Source organism: Streptomyces sp. NPDC033165, from assembly GCF_055577965.1.
The window spans coordinates 404,142-422,822 of record NZ_JBVIPK010000001.1; the positions used below are offsets into that span (position 1 = coordinate 404,142).

Consider the following 18,681-nt stretch of genomic DNA (forward strand, 5'->3'; position numbering starts at 1 on the left):
GTCAGAACTGCTGCGCCGCCGGAGCCGGAGCCGACGCGTTCACCGGCTCGGCCGGGCCTGCCGGGTCGTCGTGCTCCAGGCTCGGGAGGCGGGAAAGGCCGCGCGGGGTACGCCAGTTGCGCTCGCCCAGGAGCAGCATCACGGAGGGCAGGAGCACCATCCGTACGACGGTGGCGTCGAGCAGCACCGCGACGGCGAGGCCGACGCCCATCTGCTGCATGTCCTGCATGGACAGCGTGCCGAACACCGCGAAGACCGCCACCATGATCGCCGCCGCGCCGGTCACCGCGCCCGCAGTGCGGCGGATGCCGGTCTCGATCGCGGCCCGGTTGTCCAGGCCGCCGCCGCGGGCCTCGCGGATCCGGGAGACGACGAACACGTGGTAGTCCATGGACAGGCCGAACAGGACCACGAGGACGAACAGCGGCATCCACGCCTCGATCGCGCCGACCCCTTCCGAGCCGATCAGCGACGCGCCCCAGCCGTGCTGGAAGACGGCGGTCATGACGCCGTAGGAGGCGGCCACGGAGAGCAGGTTGAGGACGATGGAGGTGATGGCGATGACGTAGGACCGGAAGCAGAACAGCATCAGCAGGAAGGTCACCGCGGTGATGAAGGCGAAGACGGGGACGATGCCGCGGCGCAGCTGGTCGTTGAAGTCGACGGACCCGGCGGTCTCCCCGGTGACGTAGGCCGTGGCGCCGGTGCCGTCGAAGGCGGCGGGCAGGCGCTGTTCGCGCAGTTCGGTGAGGTCGGCGGTGCCGTGCGGGAGGGGGACCTCGACCTCGGCGACGTTCTCGGTGCGGTGGACGGTGACGTCGTCGAAGGCGTCGAGGGCCTTGCTGATCTCCGGGGCGGTGATGTCATCGGCGGTGACCACGACGAGGGCGGGGGCGGGGCCGCCGGGGAAGCTGTCGGTGATGCGGCTGTGGGCGATCGAGAGCTGCGAGTCGGAGCCGAACTGCTTTTCCAGGCCGAGGGATTCGGTCTTCATGCCGAGGGCGGGCGCGGCGAGGCCGAGGAGCAGGACGACGGCGGCGACGGCGAAGAGGCGGGGGCGGGCGAGGACGGGGCCCAGCACCCGGCCGGTGATGCGACCGCTGCCGGCCTGGCCGTGCTTGGCACGGCGGTTCAGGAACGGGACGCGGCCCGCGTCGATGCGGTCGCCGAGCCAGGAGAGCAGGGCGGGCAGGACGGTGACCGAGCCGAGCATGGCGATGAACACGACGATGATCGTGGCGAGCGCGAAGCCCTTGAACAGCAGGAGCCCGGAGAGGAACATGCCGCCCATCGCGACCATCACGGTGAGGCCGGAGACGAGGACCGCCCGGCCACTGGTGGCGGCGGCGATGCGCAGGGCGGTCTCGGCGTCCCGCCCGGCGGCGCGTTCGTCGCGTTCGCGGCGCAGGTAGAACAGGCAGTAGTCGACGCCGACGGCGAAGCCCATCAGGAACATCACGGAGTACGTGGTCTGGAACAGGTGCAGCTGGTGGCTGGCGATCGAGAGGAGGCCGAAGGCGGCCATGCACGCGGTGAGGGCGAGCCCTACCGGGAGCAGGGCGGCGACCACCGCGCCGAAGGCGACGAGGAGGATGCCGAGGGCCAGCGGTACGGCGGTGAACTCGGCCTTCTTGAAGTCCTCAGCGAGCAGGTCGCCGAGCCACTTGCCCGCGCTGGCCTCGCCGAACTGGTGGATCTCGACGTCCGGGTGGTCCTTGCCGACGGCGGCGACCGCGTCCAGGACGGGCTGGATCCGGTCGGAGGAGGTGGCGGCCTCGCCCTTCATCTCGAAGGTGATCAAGGCGTCCTTGCCGTCCTCGGAGGCGAGAGGCGGGGCGATGTTCTGTGCCTCGCCGGTCTCCCGTACGGCGGTGGCGAGGGCCTGGGCGGCCGGCTTCCAGTCGCCCGCGGCGGGGGCGGAGACCATGACGAGTTCGCCCGCGGGCTTGTCGAGTCCGGCGTCGAGGAGGATCTGTTCGGCGCGGGCGGAGTCGCCGGCCCCGTTCTCCGCGTTGGTCATCTCGACCATGCCGGTGGCCCCGCCGACGCCCGTGGCGAGCACGACGAAGAGCAGCCAGCCGAGAATGGCCGTCTTGCGGTGGTGTGTGCTCCACACGCCGATGCGTGCGGCGAGGTTACGCCTCATGTGGTCTCTCCCCCAGAGGTGAGCGTCGGGTAAGTACTTCGGGACGCTTCGAATCTAGGAACGGGACGCGGTCCACCCCAGCCGTCGAACCCCCCGGTCACGGAGGTGTAGGGGGCGGATACGGGGGTGGTGCCAGGTACACCCCCTCCGGGTGGCGGACCGGCTGCCGCGGCGGGGCCGGTCCGGGTGAGACTGGCATCCGGACCGGGAACCAGCCCGGGTTCGGTGAGGGGAGAGGGACCACGATGAAGGTGTTCTCGGGACGGCTGCGGCCGTCGATGGTGGCGGCGGGGCGAGGGCTGTTCCTGTCGGTCGTGGGGCTGGCGGCGTCCATCACCCTGTTCGTCCTCGCGGTGCTCTCGATCTCCTTCATCCTGCTGGGCATCGGGGTGTTCACCACCCCGGTGGTGCTGGAGGCGGTCCGCAAGCACGCCAACCAGCGGCGGCTGTGGGCGGTGACCTGGTCGGACGTACGGATTCCGGTCCCCTACCGGCCCTTCCCGAAGGATCTGCGGCCGGGCGTCACCGGTCAGGTGGAGCGGACCACGCTGATGCTGAAGGACCCGGCGACCTGGCGGGATCTGCAGTGGCTGCTGGTCGACATGACGGCCGGCACGGTGGTGGCGTTCCTGGCGGCGGGCCTGATGATCTACCCGGTCGAGGGGCTCGTCCTGGCGGCGGGCCTGTGGCGCGTGTTCCGCGACGACCCGTACTGGTACGGGTTCGTGCCGGTGGACAGCCAGCTGACGGGGCTGGCCGCCCTGGCACTGGGGGTCGTGCTCTTCCACCTCGGGATGCGGGCCTCCGAGCCGCTGCTGCGGGCGCACTTCGTGCTCGCCCGCACTCTGCTGGCGCCCACCCAGGACCAGGAGCTGGAGCAGCGCGTCCAGCGGCTGACCGAGACCCGCCACGAGGCCGTGGACACCGCCGCGTCCGAACTGCGCCGGATCGAGCGGGACCTGCACGACGGGGCGCAGGCCCGGCTGGTCGCGATGGGCATGAACCTGGGCACGATCGAGGCGCTGATCGAGAAGGACCCGGCGCAGGCGAAGAAGATGCTGGCGATGGCCCGGGAGTCCTCCGCGGAGGCCCTGACCGAACTGCGCGACCTGGTCCGGGGCATCCACCCGCCGGTCCTCGCCGAACGGGGCCTGGGAGACGCGGTCAAGGCGCTGGCCCTGCGGCTGCCGGTCGCCTCCGAGGTGACCGTCGAGCTGCCGGGGCGGGCGGAGGCGCCGGTGGAGTCGGCGGCGTACTTCGCGGTCAGCGAGGCCCTGACGAACGCGGTGAAGCACGCGGGGGCCGAGCGGATCTACGTGGACCTGCACCACGCGGAGGGGATGCTCCGGATCTCCGTGACGGACGACGGGAAGGGCGGCGCGGTGGTCGGACCGGGTTCGGGGCTGAGCGGAATCGAACGGCGACTGGGTACATTCGACGGCGTCCTGGCCGTCAGCAGCCCCGCGGGCGGTCCCACCATGGTGACCATGGAGATTCCTTGCGAGTTGTCCTAGCCGAAGATCTCTTCCTGTTGCGTGACGGCCTGGTGCGCATGCTGGAGGCGTACGACTTCGAGATCGCCGCAGCTGTGGAGACCGGGCCCGAACTGACCAAGGCCCTGGCCGAGTTGGAGCCGGATGTCGCCGTCGTCGACGTCCGGCTCCCGCCGTCCCACACGGACGAGGGCCTCCAGTGCGCACTCGCGGCCCGCCGGGCCCGGCCGGGTCTCCCGGTGCTGGTCCTCTCCCAGCACGTGGAGCAGCTGTACGCACGGGAGCTGCTGGCGGACGGCGACGGCGGCATCGGGTATCTGCTGAAGGACCGGGTCTTCGACGCGGACCAGTTCATCGACGCGGTACGCCGGGTGGCGGCGGGCGGCACGGCGATGGACCCGCAGGTGATCTCCCAGCTCCTGTCCCGCCGTTCACAGGACAAGCCGATGGGCGGCCTCACCCCGCGCGAGCGGGAGGTGATGGCGCTCATGGCCCAGGGCCGCTCGAACGCCGCCATCGCCTCGCAGATGGTGATCACGGAGCGGGCGGTGGCCAAGCACACGTCGAACATCTTCGGCAAGCTCGGTCTGCCCCCGTCGGACGACGACAACCGACGGGTGCTGGCGGTGCTGGCGTATCTGGATCACGGGTGATGCCCCTTCGGCGGCTGGAGGTTCCCACGAATCGGCCCGGGCTCTGAACGGGCCGCTCGGCCCGTCCGTATGGGACGTCACGCTTCTCCCTCGAAGCAGAGGAGTCCCATGCGACGCACATCCCGCAAGAAACGTTCCACGCTGGCGAACCGGGCCATTGCCGCCTCCGCCGCCCTGATCCTGGGGGGAGGTGGGCTGGTCGCGGTCAATGTCTACGCCTCCGCGGGGGAAGGACCGTCCGGTTCTCCGCCCACCCGGACGCAGAACGCAGGCCGCCAGTTGTCCACCATCGTCTGCCCCGAAGCCGTGAACGGACTGGCCGAGGTGCCGGACCGGGTCCGGGGCGAGGTCGACCGTGAACTCGCGGCGATGGATACCCAGATCACCGATGCCTACCGGCAGTTCGCCGACCGGAAGGAGCAGATAGCCCGCGATCCCGGGCTGGCCGAGAACGCCGTGCTCGGGCCGTTGCGCAGCAAGCGGGCCGCGAGCCTCGACCGCATCAGCACCGTGATCGGGCGCGTCGCGGAGCGGCCTGGAGGGCTGGACAGCCTCGCCGGTTGCAGCCTGCGCGCCGACGACAGCCGCCCCGGAGGCGGGGGAGGAGGCGGCAGTAGCGGTGGCGATGACGACGGCCAGGGGCAGGACCAGGGCTGGAATCAGGGGCAGAACGCCGGGCAGGGACAGTACGGAGGGCAAGGGCAGGACCCCGGCCGAGATCCTGGCCAAGATCCCGGCCAGGGGGAAGGTTCCGGGCAGGGGCAGGGCGGCAACGGTCCCGTGGCCGCCGATTTCGTCGATATCCAGTCCGTCCAGCCCAATGTCGACCGGCCCCGCCAGCGCCGCAACGCCTCCCGGGGCACCTTCACCACCGACTGCGGCCGCAACGAGAACGGGAAGTTCAACCCTGACAACGTCATCGTCGCGCCCGGCGTGAGCAACGGCGCGCACCATATGCACGATTACGTCGGCAACCAGGCCAACGACGCGTTCGCCGGCGACGACGATCTGGCTAACGGCGCCACCACCTGCCGCAACCAGGGCGACCGTTCCACCTACTACTGGCCCGTCCTGCGGCTCCAGAACGGGCAGGACGAGAACGACGTGGACGCCGACGGCGGCGGCCGGGACCAGAACGTCGGGGAGATCCAGACGCCCTCCGAGGTCACGCTGAAGTTCGTCGGCTCACCCGTCGGGAAGGTCACCGCGATGCCGCGCTTCCTGCGGATCATCACCGGGGACGCGAAGGCGTTCACCAACGGCGACGCCAATGCCAACGCCTCGTGGAGCTGTACCGGATTCGAGGACCGTCAGCTCAAGGACAAGTACCCGATCTGCCCCGAGGGCAGTCAGGTGGTGCGCACGTTCGCCTTCCAGAGCTGCTGGGACGGGCGGAACACCGACAGCGCCAACCACCGCACCCATGTGGCGTTCGCCCAGGACAACGGGCGCTGCCCGAGCGGCTTCCGGGCCGTGCCGCAGCTGGTGCAGCGCGTCGTCTACGACGTCCCGCCCGGTCCCGGCTTCGCCGTCGACTCCTTTCCCGAACAGCTGCACAAGCCCATCACCGATCACGGTGACTTCATCAACGTCTTCGACGACCGGCTGATGAAGAAGATGGTGCGGTGCATCAACGACGGCCGCCGCTGCCGCTGACGCGGCGCGTACGGCCCCCGTGAACCTGCGCGGTCAGCTCCCGTGGTGACCGGAGTGCCCGTCCTCGCTCCCCCCTCCGCCACTGTTCCCCGAGTGGTGAGGCGAGGCGGTCTCCACCGTCCCCCCGAGCCGGCCGCGCAGCGCTGCGACCACCTTCGGATCGCCGACGGCCACCCACTGCCGCCCTACGAGGTAGGAGCCGCCGTAGTCCTTGGCCTCGTTGATCCACTCCCGCTGGCCGCGGTCGGTGGCGAACGTGGTCAGTACGTAACGTCCGTCGTCCGTCGTGCAGTTGGCCTGGCGGAGCTCCTCGGCGTCGGTCTGTACGTTCGGGTCGCAGTCCGCCTTCTTCGCCAGCTCCTCCAGGGTGCCCGTGGCGGCGGGCGGCGGCGTGGGCCGCTCCCGGCCGCCGCTGCCGTCGCCGTCGTCGGCGGATTGCGTGCTGCACCCGGCCAGGAGCAGAAGTCCCGCCAGAGCCACCACGGCGGCCCCGGCTCGCGGTCCGCCCCGCCCGTCCGATCGTGTCGTCGCCATCAACCCATCGTGCACCCGGACGCAGGCTCAGGGGTGAGCTACGGCAAGACTCACGACATACACCTCCTCGACCTCGCCGTCGGGGAACAGGGCGGCGAGCAGGGCCCGTTCGCGGTCGAAGTAGTCGCGGACCGCAGCCGGTTCACGGATCAGGAAGTCGGAGAGGGTGGCCAGGTTGCCGAGATGGACGTCCAGCGGCACACGGCGACTCCACGCCACCTGCCGGGTGCGGAAATCGAGCCCGTCGGGCAGCGCGGCCCGGAAGCGGGCCCGGTCGTCCGGGGCGGCCGGTATCTCCGCCCCGAAGAACGTGCGCAGCCGCCGTTCCTGGTCGAGGAGCCACCGCGCGGACGGGTCGGCGTCGTTCCACCACAGGGCGAGCGCCCCGCCCGGCCGCAGCACCCGGCGCGCCTCGGGGACGGACCGGGCCGGGTCGGTCCAGTGCCAGGCCTGGGCGTAGGTGATCAGGTCCACGGAGCCGGTCCGCAGCGGCAGGCTGTTCCCGTCGCCCCGGACCACGGGGACGTCCGGCAGGCTCCGGCGGAACTGCTCGGCCATCCCGTCGCCCGGCTCCACCGCGGTGACCCGGGCCCCGCGCTCGCACAGCCGTGCCGTACCGAGCCCCGTACCGGCCCCGACGTCGGCGACCCGGGCTCCGGCGAGCGGCAGTCCGGCCAGGTCCTCGACGGCGTCGAACAGGGCGGGCGGGTAGGAAGGACGGTTCGCGTCATAGGCGGCGGCCACCGCGTCGAAGGATCGCGCCTGCACGGGTTTCGGCACCCGACTCGTCACTGGTTCCGCCACTGGTTTCGTCATACGGGCGATCATCGCGCGGCCTCCCGCGTCCGCGCGGGGAATTCCGTGCACGCCTCTGGTCCCCCCGGGTACCCGTCAGTACATTGACACCATGTCTAACACGCAGCCAGCGGCGGTCGCGTCGGAGCGGACGCCCCTCAAGGCCCGCAAGGTGTCCTTCGCCTGGGAGCAGACCCCCCTGCACTGGGTGCCGGGCGACCCCTTCACCACGCACACCATCAACGTGCTCCACCTGCTGCTCCCGGCCGGGGAACGCTGGTTCATCCACGTCTACCGGCAGATCCTCCCGTACATCCACGACGACCGGCTCCGCGAGGACGTCATCGGGTTCATCGGGCAGGAGGCCGTGCATGCGCAAGCGCACGACGATGTGCTGCCGCACCTGCGGGAGTTGGGCCTCGACCCGACCCCGTACACCGCGCAGGTCGACTGGTTCTTCGAGAAGCTGCTCGGGGACCGGACCCTGCCGCCGGGGCGGGCGTCCACGTGGTGGCTGATGGAGCGCGTGGCGATGATCGCGGCGATCGAGCACTACACCGCCTTCCTCGGTGACTGGATCCTCAACGCCGAGGCGCTGGACCGGCGGGGCGCGGACCCGACCATGCTGGACCTGCTGCGCTGGCACGGCGCGGAGGAGGTGGAGCACCGGTCGGTGGCCTTCGACGTCTTCATGCACGTCGACGGCGGCTACCGGCGGCGGGTGCGGACCTGGGCCGCGGCCTTCTCCGCGCTGGTGTTCCTCTGGCAGCGCGGGACCCGGTTCTTCATGGAGAACGACCCGAGCCTGCTGGACGGCAGGGCGACGTTCAAGGCGTTCCACACGAGCGGGAAGCAGGGCACGCTGCCGAGCACCGGCGCGATCCTGCGGTCCGTGCCGAGCTATCTCAGCCGCTCCTACCACCCATCGCAGGAAGGCAGTACGGCCCAGGCCGTCGACTACCTCGCCCACTCGCCCGCGGCGCTCGCCGCCGAGGCCCGTACGACGGGAAGCTCCTGACCCATGGCCCTGCCCCGTCTGCGTACCGTCGCCCTCGTCACCGGCGCCGCCCTGCTCTCCCGGCGGGCTCTGAAGCGCCGGATCGCCCGGTCTCCACTGTGGCCGCTGCCCGCCCTGCCCGAGCCGGTATCGGGCCACTCCCAGCGGCGGTCGACGACGATCCGCCGGCTGCTGATCACCGGACGGACGGTGGTCGCCGAGGGCGTCGTCCAGCTCCGGCTGGAGGGGACCGGCCTGGCGCGCTGGCAGCCCGGCGCGCATCTGGACCTGGTGCTGCCCTCCGGCCTGGTGCGGCAGTACTCGCTGTGCGGCGACCCGGACGACACCGGTGGGTACACGGTGGCGACCCGGCTGGTGGCGGACGGCCGGGGCGGTTCGCGGGAAGTGCACGAACAGCTCCGGGAGGGCCTGGAGATCGAGGTGCATGGGCCGCGCAACCGCTTCCCGCTGACCGAGGCCCCCGCCTACGTCTTCGTCGTCGGCGGCATCGGGATCACGCCGGTCCTGCCGATGCTGCGGACGCTGGCCGCGTCGGGGGCGGAGTGGCGGCTGCTGTACGGGGGCCGGTCGCGGGCCTCCATGCCGTTCCTGGAGGAGATCGAGAAGCTCGGCGCGGGCGGGGGCCGGGTCACGGTCGTCGCCCAGGACGAGGCGGGCCACCCGGACGTCGCCGCGGCGCTGACCGGGCTCGCCCCGGGCACGGCGGTCTACTGCTGCGGGCCCGGGCCCCTGATGGACGCCGTCACCGCCGCGCTCCCCGAGGGCTGCACGCTGCACCTGGAGCGCTTCTCCGCGACGACGGGCGGGGGCCCTGTGGACTCCTCGGCCTTCGATGTGGAGCTGCGGCGCAGCGGGCGAACCGTGCCGGTCGCGGCCGGGCAGTCGGTGCTGGCCGCCGTCCGCGCGGAGCTGCCCCATGTCGCGTACTCCTGCGAGCAGGGCTTCTGCGGAACCTGCCAACAGCGCGTACTGGAAGGCGAGGTCGAGCACCGGGACGAGCTGCTGACCGACGACGAGCGGGGCGACTCGATGCTGATCTGCGTCTCGCGCTGCCGGGGCGAGCGCCTGGTGCTGGACCTCTGAGGCCGGTGCTGCCGCGCCCCGGATAGGCTGTTCGCATGACGACCGGGGTGCGGCGCAGGATGGGCGTCGACGAGCGCAGGCAGCAACTGATCGGCGTCGCGCTGGACTTGTTCAGCCGCCGCTCGCCCGATGACGTGTCGATCGACGAGATCGCCGCCGCCGCGGGGATCTCACGGCCGCTGGTCTACCACTATTTCCCCGGGAAGCAGAGCCTGTACGAAGCGGCGCTGCGGCGCGCCGCCGACGAGCTGGCGGCCCGCTTCCTGGAGCCTCTCGAAGGGCCCCTGGGCGCACGGCTGTTGCGGGTGATGGGGCGGTTCTTCGACTTCGTCGACGAGCACGGCCCCGGGTTCTCGGCGCTGATGCGCGGCGGGCCCGCGGTCGGCTCATCGACGGCGAACGCCATGATCGACGGGGTGCGGCAGGCCGCGTACGAGCAGATCATCACGCACCTCGGGGTGGCCGAACCGCCCGCGCGGCTGGAGCTGGTGGTCCGCTCCTGGGTCTCGCTGGCCGAGTCCACGGCGCTGATCTGGCTGGACGGGCGGCGCATCCCGCGCGCCGAGCTGGAGATGCAGCTGGTGCACGACTTCGCCGCGCTGGCCGCCGTCAGCGCCGCGTACGACCAGGAGATGGCGGGCATCGTGCTGCGGGTGCTGGCCCAGGAGCCGGTGGACGGCCCGTTCGGGGATCTGCTGGCCCGGCTCTCCGCCCTCGCCCCGGATGTGCCCGCGGTCCCGGCGCAGCGCCTGCCGCCCCCTGGCGACACCACCCGCTAGGCGGGCAGTCCGTTGCTGTGGGAGACGCGGCGGGCGGCGGCCAGCAGGGCGTGGATCTGCGGGCCCGCCTGGTCGATCTCGGTGACCGGGCGGGGGAACGGCAGCCGGACGTCCTGGTGGGTGCTCGGGTATTCGAGGCGCAGGGTCACCCCGTAGCGGTCCATCGCCAGCGGCACGGCCCGGGTCATGCCGCGCTCCGGGCGGGGGCTGACGAGGCGCAGCAGGAGCGGGACGAGCTCGGCGTGGTCGTCCACCAGATGGGTGAGCATCCCCGCCTCGCAGGCGGCGATCGGGTCGGTCTGCGCCTCCTCCAGCTCCTCCAGGGTGACGAAGGTGCGCCCCTCGACGTCCTCCAGGACCGCCTGGCCGAACTCCATGCAGGTGGACTGCTCGGTGCCGTTGCCGTACGGGGCGGACAGCAGTCCGGTGACCGTGACGCGGGCGCGCAGCCGGTCGCGTACGGGTGTGGGGGCGATGTCCGTGAACTCCAGGCGGGCCGGGACCCGTTCGGCGGACGGCGCGTGACCGCCGTCGTTCGGGGCGTGCAGGTGGATGTGACCCATCGCCGCCGTGCCGTCGAGGCGGCGGACTTCGGTGTGCAGGCCGTCGCTGACCACCGTCATGGAGTGGGCGACGGTCAGGATCGACCGGACGCGCTCGGCGCGGGTCGGCTGCGTGGCGCGCGGGCTGAAGGGACGCATCCGAGTTCTCCAGGGGCAGTCAGCGAGACCCAAGTGGATACTTAGGTATGCCTAACCTTACCCACAAGGGCGAGGGTGCGGGTAGCCCGGGGACACCGGACACCCCACGGCCGGGTCAGAGCTGGAGTTCGGTGCGCAGGGCGGCCGCGAGTCCGACGTCCGCGTTGTCCGACTGGCCGCGCTCGAAGGCGCGCTGGTAGGCCTCGTCGCCGACGGCCGCCCGCGCCTGGCGTTCGCACCTCTCGCGGACCGGCCCCAGCTCGGGGGTGCCGCGCTGGGGGTGGCCGACCATCCGCCAGTACGCCTGTCCCGTGCCGTAGACCCGGGCGGCCTGCGCCCCCGCCCCCTGGGCGGCGATCGCGGCGGCCAGGATGTCCAGGCCCAGCGCGATGCCGAAGCTGTCACGGAGCCGGTGCTTGCCCGCGAGCATCGCCCGGGCGTGCGCGGCGGAGGCCTCGGGGTCGCCCCGGAGCAGGGCGATCAGGGCGAGCTGGTAGTCGGCGTAGGCGCGGGTCCAGAACTCGCCACCGCGTTCGCAGGACCTGCGCAGCGCGGTGGCGGCCGCCTCGGACTCGGCCAGCCGTCCCAGGGCGGTGAGCGCGAAGACGGTGACCAGGTGGCAGCGCAGCCGGTGGGCGGAGTCCGCGGGGACGTTCCCGGTCATCCGCAGGACCCGTTCGGCCGCCTCCAGGGCCGCCTCGGGCTGCCCGGTCATCAGCTGGGTGAGGCCGGAGAGGTAGGTGGCGCCGAGCATGCCCTCGTCGTCCCGGTCGTACAGGGCGATCGCCGTGCAGAGGGCACCGTACTTCTCTGCGGTCGCGAAGTCGCCCTGGAGCAGCGCCGCGACGCCGAGCACCCAGTGCAGCCGGGTCCGGTGGGGGCCGTCGACGGGGCCCGCGTCCAGGGCGCGCTGGGTGTAGTCGCGCGCCTCGGACAGATGGCCGCAGCAGGCCCAGAAGAAGCCGACCCGGCCCGCCATCTCCTGGGCCCCGGCGACGTCGTGGGCGAGCAGGTGTTCCAGAGCGGCGCACAGGTCGAGGTGGGCGTCGGACACCTTGTGGTACCAGGACACCTGGTCCGGGCCGCTCCAGCCCTCGTGGGCGCGGCGGGCGAGGCCGAGGAAGCTGGCGGCGTGCCGTTCGGCCGCCGCGTGCTCCTCGCCCAGTTCGACGAGCCACATCCGGCCGTACTCGCGCAGGGTGTCGAGCATCCGGTAGCGGCGGCCGTCGCGCTGGACGACGGACTGGGCGACCAGGCCCTGGAGGGCCCGGTCCACGTCGTCGGGCGTGAGCGGGCCGCCCGCGCAGACCTCGCGGGCGACCTCCTCGTCGAAGTCGGTCCGCAGGGGGGTGAGGCGGGCCCAGAGGAGGCGTTCGAGCGGGGAGCACAGCTCGTGGGACCAGCCGATGGCGGTACGCAGGGTGCGGTGCCGGCGGGGCCAGACCGACTCGTCGGCGAGGATGTCGAGCCGGGAGGTTCCGAGGCCGGGGACGGCCGCGACGCCGCCGGACGCCCCGGGGCCGCCCCGGCCGGGTCCGGGTACGTCGAAGCGGGTGCCGATGCGGTCGGCGAGCTGGGCCACGGTGTGGCGGCCGATGCCCGCGGCGGCCAGTTCGATGGCGAGCGGGATGCCTTCGAGGCGGCGGCAGATCTCGGCGGCGGCCGCCTCGTCCCCGGGGCCGTCCAGACCCGCGCGGGGGTCGGCGGCGCGCAGCCGGTCGGCGAAGAGCTGGAGCGCGTCCGGGGCGCCGTCGACCGGGAGCGGCGGCACCTCGACGACGTACTCCCCCCGGGTGCCCAGCGGTTGCCTGCTGGTGACCAGGACCGTCAGCGCGGGCGAGGTGGTGAGGACCTCGGCCAGCAGGTGGGAGCAGGGGCCCCGGAGGTGTTCGGCGGAGTCGAGGACCAGCAGGAGCCGCTTGTCGCTGAGCCATTCGCAGAGCGCCTCGACGGGCATCCGCAGGGTGTGGTCGGCGAGCCCGACGGCGTCCGAGACGGTGGGGAGCAGCAGCCCGTCGCCGTAGAGCGGGGAGAGGTCTGCCCACCAGGCGCCGTCCGGGTAGCCGTCGGCGACGGCGCGGGCGGCCCGCAGCGCGAGCCGGGTCTTGCCGACGCCGCCGGGGCCGATCAGGGTGGTCATCCGCCGGGTGGTCAACGCGGTGTGCAGCCGGGCCAGTTCGGCCCGCCTCCCGACGAAGCTGCTCATCTCCTCGGGAAGGTATCCCACCTTGGTCATCATCACCGTCCGCACGCTGGGGCAGGGGGCGTCGGTGGGCCGACCGCCCCGTTCGGGGCTCCTGCCGCGCGAGCCGGCACGGTCCCGCCTCCCCCGACGGGGAGAGCGGGACCGGCCGGGCGGACCGGGACGGCTGTCGCGGCTCCTTCGCCGACGTCTGCCGTCACCGTAGTGCCGTCGGAGGTCAGCGCAGAGTGAAGACGGCCACCGTACGTCCCGGGACGGTGAAAGTGGCCGATTTCCCGTCGTACCTGGCTCGTTTGACAGTAGGGTCCGCGCCCTTCGCCTGGACGGGGTGCAGCGCGTACGTCCTCCCGGCCGGTGCGGCGAGCCGCTGGGTGGCGGTCTCCGGGGTGGCGTTGAGGACGACGGCCAGCCCGCCCAGGCGCATGGTGATCACTCCGGGGGTCTCGGCGGGACCGGAGAGCGGGAAGGACAGGGCCGACTGCACCTGGCCGGTGGTGCTCAGGGAGAACTCCTTCTCGGTGCCGCGGATGGTGAGCAGGTCCCGGTAGGCGGCGGACGCCCCCTCGATCTGGGCGCAGCCGGGTGCGATCGTCCCGGCCGAGGCCAGCAGCGGCTTCGCGTAAGGCCACTTGTCCTGGTTGTCGGCGGCGGGCGGCAGGCCCCGGCCGAAGCCGTTGCCGTCGCGGCAGTCCCAGTGCAGGGCGTTGAACCAGTCGCCGCTGTCGTAGGAGTTGCGGTCCAGGGACTTGGAGCGCAGCAGGTCGGTGCCCGCCTGGGAGAGCGAGGGACCCTGCGAGAGGACGGCGGCGCCCATGGCCACCACCTGGGCCCTGGCCAGTTCGGCGGCCGTGGTCCCCGCCGGGAGCTTGAAGGCGAGGGTGTCGAAGAGCGTCTCGTTGTCGTGGGCGTCGGAGTAGGCGAGTGCGTCGCCGGGGACGGCCGCGTATCCGGCGGGAACCCCGTTGTAGTCGACGTCGGAGCCGCTGACCGTACGCCCGGAGGTGTCGGTGAAGGTGTAGTCGGCGAGGTTGCCGCTGAGGCCGACCTTGATCAGGTCCTGGTAGTGCAGCAGCCGGGCCTTCTGCTCGGCGCGGGTGCCGTTGGCCGGGGAGGAGTTGGGGTCGGTGTAGAGGCCGGAGGCGAAGCCCTGGACGCCGGGGTCCTCGTCGAAGGGGCCGCCGCCGCGCACGGCGTCGCGGGCCCGGTCGGAGAAGGTCGCGATGCCGGTCCCGGCCATGTTCTTCTGGGTGGCCTGGACGAAGCGGGCGTCGTCCGCGATCTCCCCGAAGTTCCAGCCCTCCCCGTACAGGATGATCTTCTTGCCGTCGACGCCGTCCTTGGCGAGCGTGAGCTCGTCCAGCGCCTTGCGGACGGCGAGGATGTTGTCCTTCGGGTGGTGGCCCATCAGGTCGAAGCGGAAGCCGTCGACCTTGTACTCCTTGGCCCAGGTGACGACCGAGTCCACGACGAGCTTGCCCATCATGGTGTTCTCGGGCGCGGTGTTGGCGCAGCAGGTGGAGGTGGCGACGGTGCCGTCCTCCAGGAGTCGCTGGTAGTAGCCGGGCACGATGCGGTCGAGCACCGACTTGTCGTGCTGCCCGGAGGCGACGGTGTGGTTGTAGACGACGTCCATGACCGTGCGCAGCCCGGCCCGGTTGAGGCCCTGGACCATCCGCCGGAACTCGACCGTGCGCCGGGTGCCGTCGGGGTCGGAGGCGTACGAGCCCTCGGGGACGGTGTAGTGCAAGGGGTCGTAGCCCCAGTTGAAGCCGTCCTCGGCGGCGGCCTCGCTCACGCAGGCCTGCTGCTCCTCGGAGTCGGGGGCGTAGGCGGAGAGATCGCAGGCGGGCTCGGCCTGGTCGGCCTTCTTCTCCGGGATCGTCCCGATGTCGAAGACGGGCAGCAGGTGGACGTAGTTCGTGCCGGAGTCGGCCAGCTTCTTCAGGTGCCGCATGCCCTTGGAGCGGGTGTCGGTGAAGGCCAGGTACTCCCCCGGGTGCCTCGCCGTGCGGTCCGTGATCGAGAAGTCGCGGACGTGCAGTTCCTGAATCCGGGCGTCCCGCAGCGGGGTGGCGGCGGGTTTGTCCAGGCCGGACCAGCCGCGCGGCGCGAGCTTCGGGTCGGTGAGGTCGACGACGAGGCTGCGGGCGGAGTCGGCGGTCAGGGCGGTGGAGTAGGGGTCGGTGACCTTGTTGGTGACCAGCTTCTGGACGGTGGGCGCCCAGACGGTGACGGCGTACCGGTAGGGCTTGCCCCGCCAGCCCTTCTTCCCGGTGACCGACCAGACGCCGGTGCGCCCGTCGCGCTTCATCGGGTGCGTGCGGCCGCCGAGTTCGAGCGAGACGGTCCGGGCGGTCGGGGCCCACACCGAGAGGGTGGGCCTGGACTTGCGGAAGACCGGGCCGAGTTCGGCGGACGCCGCGTGCTTCCCGTACAGGTCGTCCAGGATGCCCGCCGTCTGGACGCCGGTGGCGGCGAGCAGGGCGCCGTTGGCGGCGCGCTGGGTGGCGATGAGCTGGCCGCGCAGGGACTCCCGGACGCGGTCCCGGTCACGGGCGTCGACGGTGAAGGCCGGATAGTCCTTCAGGTGGGGGAACTTCGCCTTCTGCCCATCGCTCAGCGCGGCCGGGGTGAGCCGGAGCCACCGGCCTTCGTCGGACAGCGCCCCGTCGACGACGGAGATGCCGCCCTTCTTCGCGTACACGAGCTGCTGGCTGGTGGCGTCGGTGGCCTTCACCTTCCAGACGACGGTGTCCGCGTCGATCCACTGCGCCTGGGCCTTCGACAGGTCGGGGGCCGGGCCGCCGCCGGTCTGCGGGAGGAGGTAGCCGGGCTTGCCGCCGAGCAGCCAGACCTCGTGGCCATAGGTGGTGAGGTCCAGGGACTGGTCGCTGGGGAGGTCCTTCTCGTCGCCCTTGTGGAGGATATAGCTGAGCGAAGTGGCCCCGTCGACGAGCGGCACCTCGAAGGTGACGCCGTAGGCGTCCTCCCTCGCCGGCATCAGCGGCTTCGACCAGTCCGTGGGCTCCTTGGCCCCGGCCCAGGTGTGCAGCCCCCAGCCGTCGTAGTTCCCGTCCGGGCGGTGGTAGTTGAGGACCGCCTTGGCGGTGTCCTGGGGCGGGGCCTCGGGGGCCTCGACCGCCTGCTCGTCCTTGCCCTGCTCGACCCAGACCTGCCCGGTCATGGACAGGTCGATGGTCCGCTCCGGGCCGTCGGGGGTGCCGTTCTTCTCGACGGTGTACGGGACCGAGTCCGCGCCCTCCTCCAGGTCGAGCCAGGCGAACGCGCCGTACGCGTCCCGCCCGATGAACTCCGCCGTCTTGTCACCGGACTTGAGCTGCCAGCCCTCATAGTCGCCGTCGGCGCGCCGGTAGTGGACGACGGCCCGGTCCCGCTCGACGGCGACGGGCTTCCCGGGCGGCGGGGCCTGACCGGCGGTGGTCGAGGCGAGGGCGCTGGAGGTACGGCCCGTGCGGTCGACGACAACGGCCTTGTAGCGCAGGGGCGTTCCCGCCTTCACCGTCTCGTCGAGGTACTGGGTGACCTTGTACGGGGCGTGGTCGGCACTGCCGAGCGTCTGCCACTTCCCGTTGCCCACCTGGGCGGCGAAGACGACCCGGTTGAGCTGTCCGCCGTCCACGTCGGCGGCGATCTCCACGGTGCCGGTGGCTCCGGCGGCCGGGGCCTTCAGAGCGATCGCGGGCTTGGCGGCCGGGGCGCCCACACGCCTGTCCGCCCGCAGCACGATGCTGGAGAGGGCGGGCACGGTGACGGTGACCGCCTTGTCCGCCCCGCTGCGGACAGTGCCGGAACCGCCGTACAGCGTACGGAAGTTCATGCCGGACGACTCGGTGGCGAGCCGCACCTCCTTCGGGCTGGTGCCGTTGTTGGAGGCGACGAGATACTCGTAGGGGCGCTTGGTGTCGATGCGCGAGACGGCGTACACCGAGCCCTCCGCCCCTTCGGCGGTCCGCTCGATCTGGGTGCCGTCGCGCAGCGCCGGGTGGTTCCTGGTGAGCTTGGACAGGGCGGCGATGGAGCGGTAGACGGGGTGCTTGGTGTCGTACGCGTCCGAGGCGTGGGTGCGGTCGGTGCCGAGCTGGTCGTCGTCGAGGTAGTCGGCGGTCTTCGAGGCGAAGAGGGTCTGGCGGGCGTCCTTGTCGCCGCCCGCTCCGGTGAAGCCCTGCTCGTCGCCGTAGTAGATCACCGGGTTGCCGCGCCCGAAGAACATCAGCTCGTTGGCGAGCCGGGCCCGCTTCAGCAGCTCGGCTTCGTCGGCCTTCGGGTTGTCCTGCTTGAGGAAGGTCCCGATGCGGCCCATGTCGTGGTTGCCGAGGAAGGTGACCTGTTCGTAGGCGTTGGCCTTGTCCGTGGTGTAGCGGTAGTCGTTCGCGTACACCGAGGCGAGCCGGTCGGCGGGCGCGCCCCGGGAGGCGAACTGCCGGGCGGCGTCCTGGAACGGGAAGTCGAGGGTGGAGTCCAGGCGGCCCCGGGTCACATAGGGCGAGGTGATCTCGGTGTCGGCGGAGTAGACCTCGCCGAACATGAAGAAGTCGTCCCGGCCCCGCTCGGCCGCGTAGGCGTCGAGCGCGGTGGCCCACTGGGTCCAGAAGTCCAGGTCGACGTGTTTGACGGTGTCGATGCGGAAGCCGTCGATGTCGAAGTCGCGGACCCACTTCTCGTAGATCTTCCGCATGCCCTTCACGACCTCGGGACGCTCGGTCCACAGGTCGTCGAGGCCGGAGAAGTCGCCGTACTCGTTGGACTCGCCGGCCCAGGTCGAGTCGCCCCGGTTGTGGTACATGGTGGGGTCGTTGAGCCAGGCCGGGACCTTCCTGCCGGTGCCCGGGGTCTGGACCGGGGTGTACGGGAAGGAGTCCTGGTCGACCTTCCTGACGCCGTCGCGGTCGTCGAAGGGGCGGCCGTCCTTGCTGAGGTAGGGGAAGGCGCCCTTCGGCTTGTAGCCGTAGGCCTTCTCCGCGTAGTCGACGGTGTCGGCGGTGTGGTTGGTGATGACGTCGAAGAAGACCTTCATCCCCTTGGCGTGGGCCTTGTCGATCAGCCGCTCCAGGTCCGCGTTGGTGCCGAAGTGCGGGTCGACCTGGGTGAAGTCGGTGATCCAGTAGCCGTGGTAGCCCGCCGAGGCGTCCTCGCCGGTGCCCTGGACCGGGCGGTTCTTGAAGATCGGCGCCAGCCAGATGGCGGTGGTGCCGAGGCCCTTGATGTAGTCGAGCTTCGACGTCAGGCCCTTGAGGTCGCCGCCCTGGTAGAAGCCCTTGTCGGTGGGGTCGAAGCCGTGCTCCAGGCGTGAGCCCTTCAGCCCGCCCCGGTCGTTGGCGGTGGTGCCGTTGGCGAACCGGTCGGGCAGCACGAAGTAGAACTGCTCACGGGTGAGGTCGTGCCGGGCCGCCTCACGGGCGAGCCTGGCATCCGAGGGAGGGGACGGCGGACGGGGCGACGCGGCGGCCGAGGCCGCCGGGACGACGGGCAGCAGCGCCACGCACAGGGCGGCCACCGCCCCTCGCCTGAGGGAGGTTCGGGACACGGGAGGGTGCTCCTCGGCTGGTGTCAGGAGGGCTTGCGGAGGGTGGACCGCGGGCCGGTGACGTCGGTCACCGGC

The 18,681-nt window shown here is 71.9% G+C and carries 12 protein-coding genes; 6 read left to right on the forward strand and 6 right to left on the reverse strand.

Annotated features, from left to right (window positions below; all coding sequences use genetic code 11):
- Nucleotide 1: 1 nt before the first annotated feature.
- Nucleotides 2-2,146 (reverse strand): MMPL family transporter, encoded by a 2,145-nt coding sequence (locus ACZ5WC_RS01880; protein WP_468538948.1) that lies wholly within the window; start codon nt 2,144-2,146, stop codon nt 2-4.
- A 245-nt stretch (nt 2,147-2,391) separates the two neighbouring features.
- Here ACZ5WC_RS01880 and ACZ5WC_RS01885 point away from each other — a divergent pair, with 245 nt between their 5' ends.
- The 3 genes from ACZ5WC_RS01885 (at nt 2,392) to ACZ5WC_RS01895 (ending at nt 5,948) form a co-directional block, all read left to right on the forward strand.
- The gene (locus ACZ5WC_RS01885) at nt 2,392-3,660 is read left to right on the forward strand and encodes a sensor histidine kinase (RefSeq protein WP_468538950.1); all 1,269 of its coding nucleotides are present in this window, start codon (nt 2,392-2,394) and stop codon (nt 3,658-3,660) included.
- Nucleotides 3,645-4,292: a LuxR C-terminal-related transcriptional regulator gene (locus ACZ5WC_RS01890; RefSeq protein WP_468538951.1), complete on the forward strand. Its 648-nt coding sequence runs from the start codon at nt 3,645-3,647 to the stop codon at nt 4,290-4,292. The genes ACZ5WC_RS01885 and ACZ5WC_RS01890 overlap by 16 nt, the downstream gene beginning before the upstream one ends.
- A 108-nt stretch (nt 4,293-4,400) precedes the next feature.
- On the forward strand, nt 4,401-5,948 hold the full coding sequence (locus ACZ5WC_RS01895) for a DUF1996 domain-containing protein (protein ID WP_468538953.1): 1,548 nt from the start codon (nt 4,401-4,403) through the stop codon (nt 5,946-5,948).
- Nucleotides 5,949-5,981: 33 nt separating this feature from the next.
- On the opposite strand, the gene ACZ5WC_RS01900 is transcribed toward ACZ5WC_RS01895, so the two are convergent.
- Together ACZ5WC_RS01900 and ACZ5WC_RS01905 are read right to left on the reverse strand one after the other, a co-directional pair.
- Nucleotides 5,982-6,482, reverse strand: coding sequence for a hypothetical protein (locus ACZ5WC_RS01900; protein WP_468538955.1), 501 nt, complete (start codon nt 6,480-6,482; stop codon nt 5,982-5,984).
- Between the two features lie 27 nt (nt 6,483-6,509).
- Nucleotides 6,510-7,250, reverse strand: a complete 741-nt coding sequence (locus ACZ5WC_RS01905; protein WP_468538956.1) for a class I SAM-dependent methyltransferase — start codon at nt 7,248-7,250, stop codon at nt 6,510-6,512.
- A 139-nt stretch (nt 7,251-7,389) separates the two neighbouring features.
- Between ACZ5WC_RS01905 and ACZ5WC_RS01910 the strand changes: the two genes are divergently transcribed.
- Genes ACZ5WC_RS01910 through ACZ5WC_RS01920 form a run of 3 tightly spaced genes read left to right on the forward strand, consistent with a single transcriptional unit; the run spans nt 7,390 to nt 10,157 of the window.
- Nucleotides 7,390-8,295 (forward strand): metal-dependent hydrolase, encoded by a 906-nt coding sequence (locus ACZ5WC_RS01910; protein WP_468538958.1) that lies wholly within the window; start codon nt 7,390-7,392, stop codon nt 8,293-8,295.
- Between the two features lie 3 nt (nt 8,296-8,298).
- Nucleotides 8,299-9,378, forward strand: a complete 1,080-nt coding sequence (locus ACZ5WC_RS01915) for a PDR/VanB family oxidoreductase (protein WP_468538960.1) — start codon at nt 8,299-8,301, stop codon at nt 9,376-9,378.
- 35 nt (nt 9,379-9,413) lie between these two features.
- Nucleotides 9,414-10,157 carry a TetR/AcrR family transcriptional regulator gene (locus tag ACZ5WC_RS01920; protein WP_468538962.1) on the forward strand — a complete coding sequence of 248 codons (744 nt, stop codon included), beginning with the start codon at nt 9,414-9,416 and terminating at the stop codon, nt 10,155-10,157.
- On the opposite strand, the gene ACZ5WC_RS01925 is transcribed toward ACZ5WC_RS01920, so the two are convergent.
- The 3 genes from ACZ5WC_RS01925 to pulA form a co-directional block, all read right to left on the reverse strand.
- A complete protein-coding gene (locus ACZ5WC_RS01925; protein ID WP_468538964.1) occupies nt 10,154-10,858 on the reverse strand; it encodes a DUF2470 domain-containing protein in 705 nt (234 codons plus the stop codon). The two genes, ACZ5WC_RS01920 and ACZ5WC_RS01925, sit on opposite strands and share 4 nt — an antisense overlap.
- A 115-nt stretch (nt 10,859-10,973) precedes the next feature.
- Nucleotides 10,974-13,097 (reverse strand): ATP-binding protein, encoded by a 2,124-nt coding sequence (locus ACZ5WC_RS01930; protein ID WP_468539394.1) that lies wholly within the window; start codon nt 13,095-13,097, stop codon nt 10,974-10,976.
- 181 nt (nt 13,098-13,278) lie between these two features.
- Nucleotides 13,279-18,606: a pullulanase-type alpha-1,6-glucosidase gene (gene pulA / locus ACZ5WC_RS01935; protein WP_468538966.1), complete on the reverse strand. Its 5,328-nt coding sequence runs from the start codon at nt 18,604-18,606 to the stop codon at nt 13,279-13,281.
- Nucleotides 18,607-18,681: the final 75 nt, after the last annotated feature.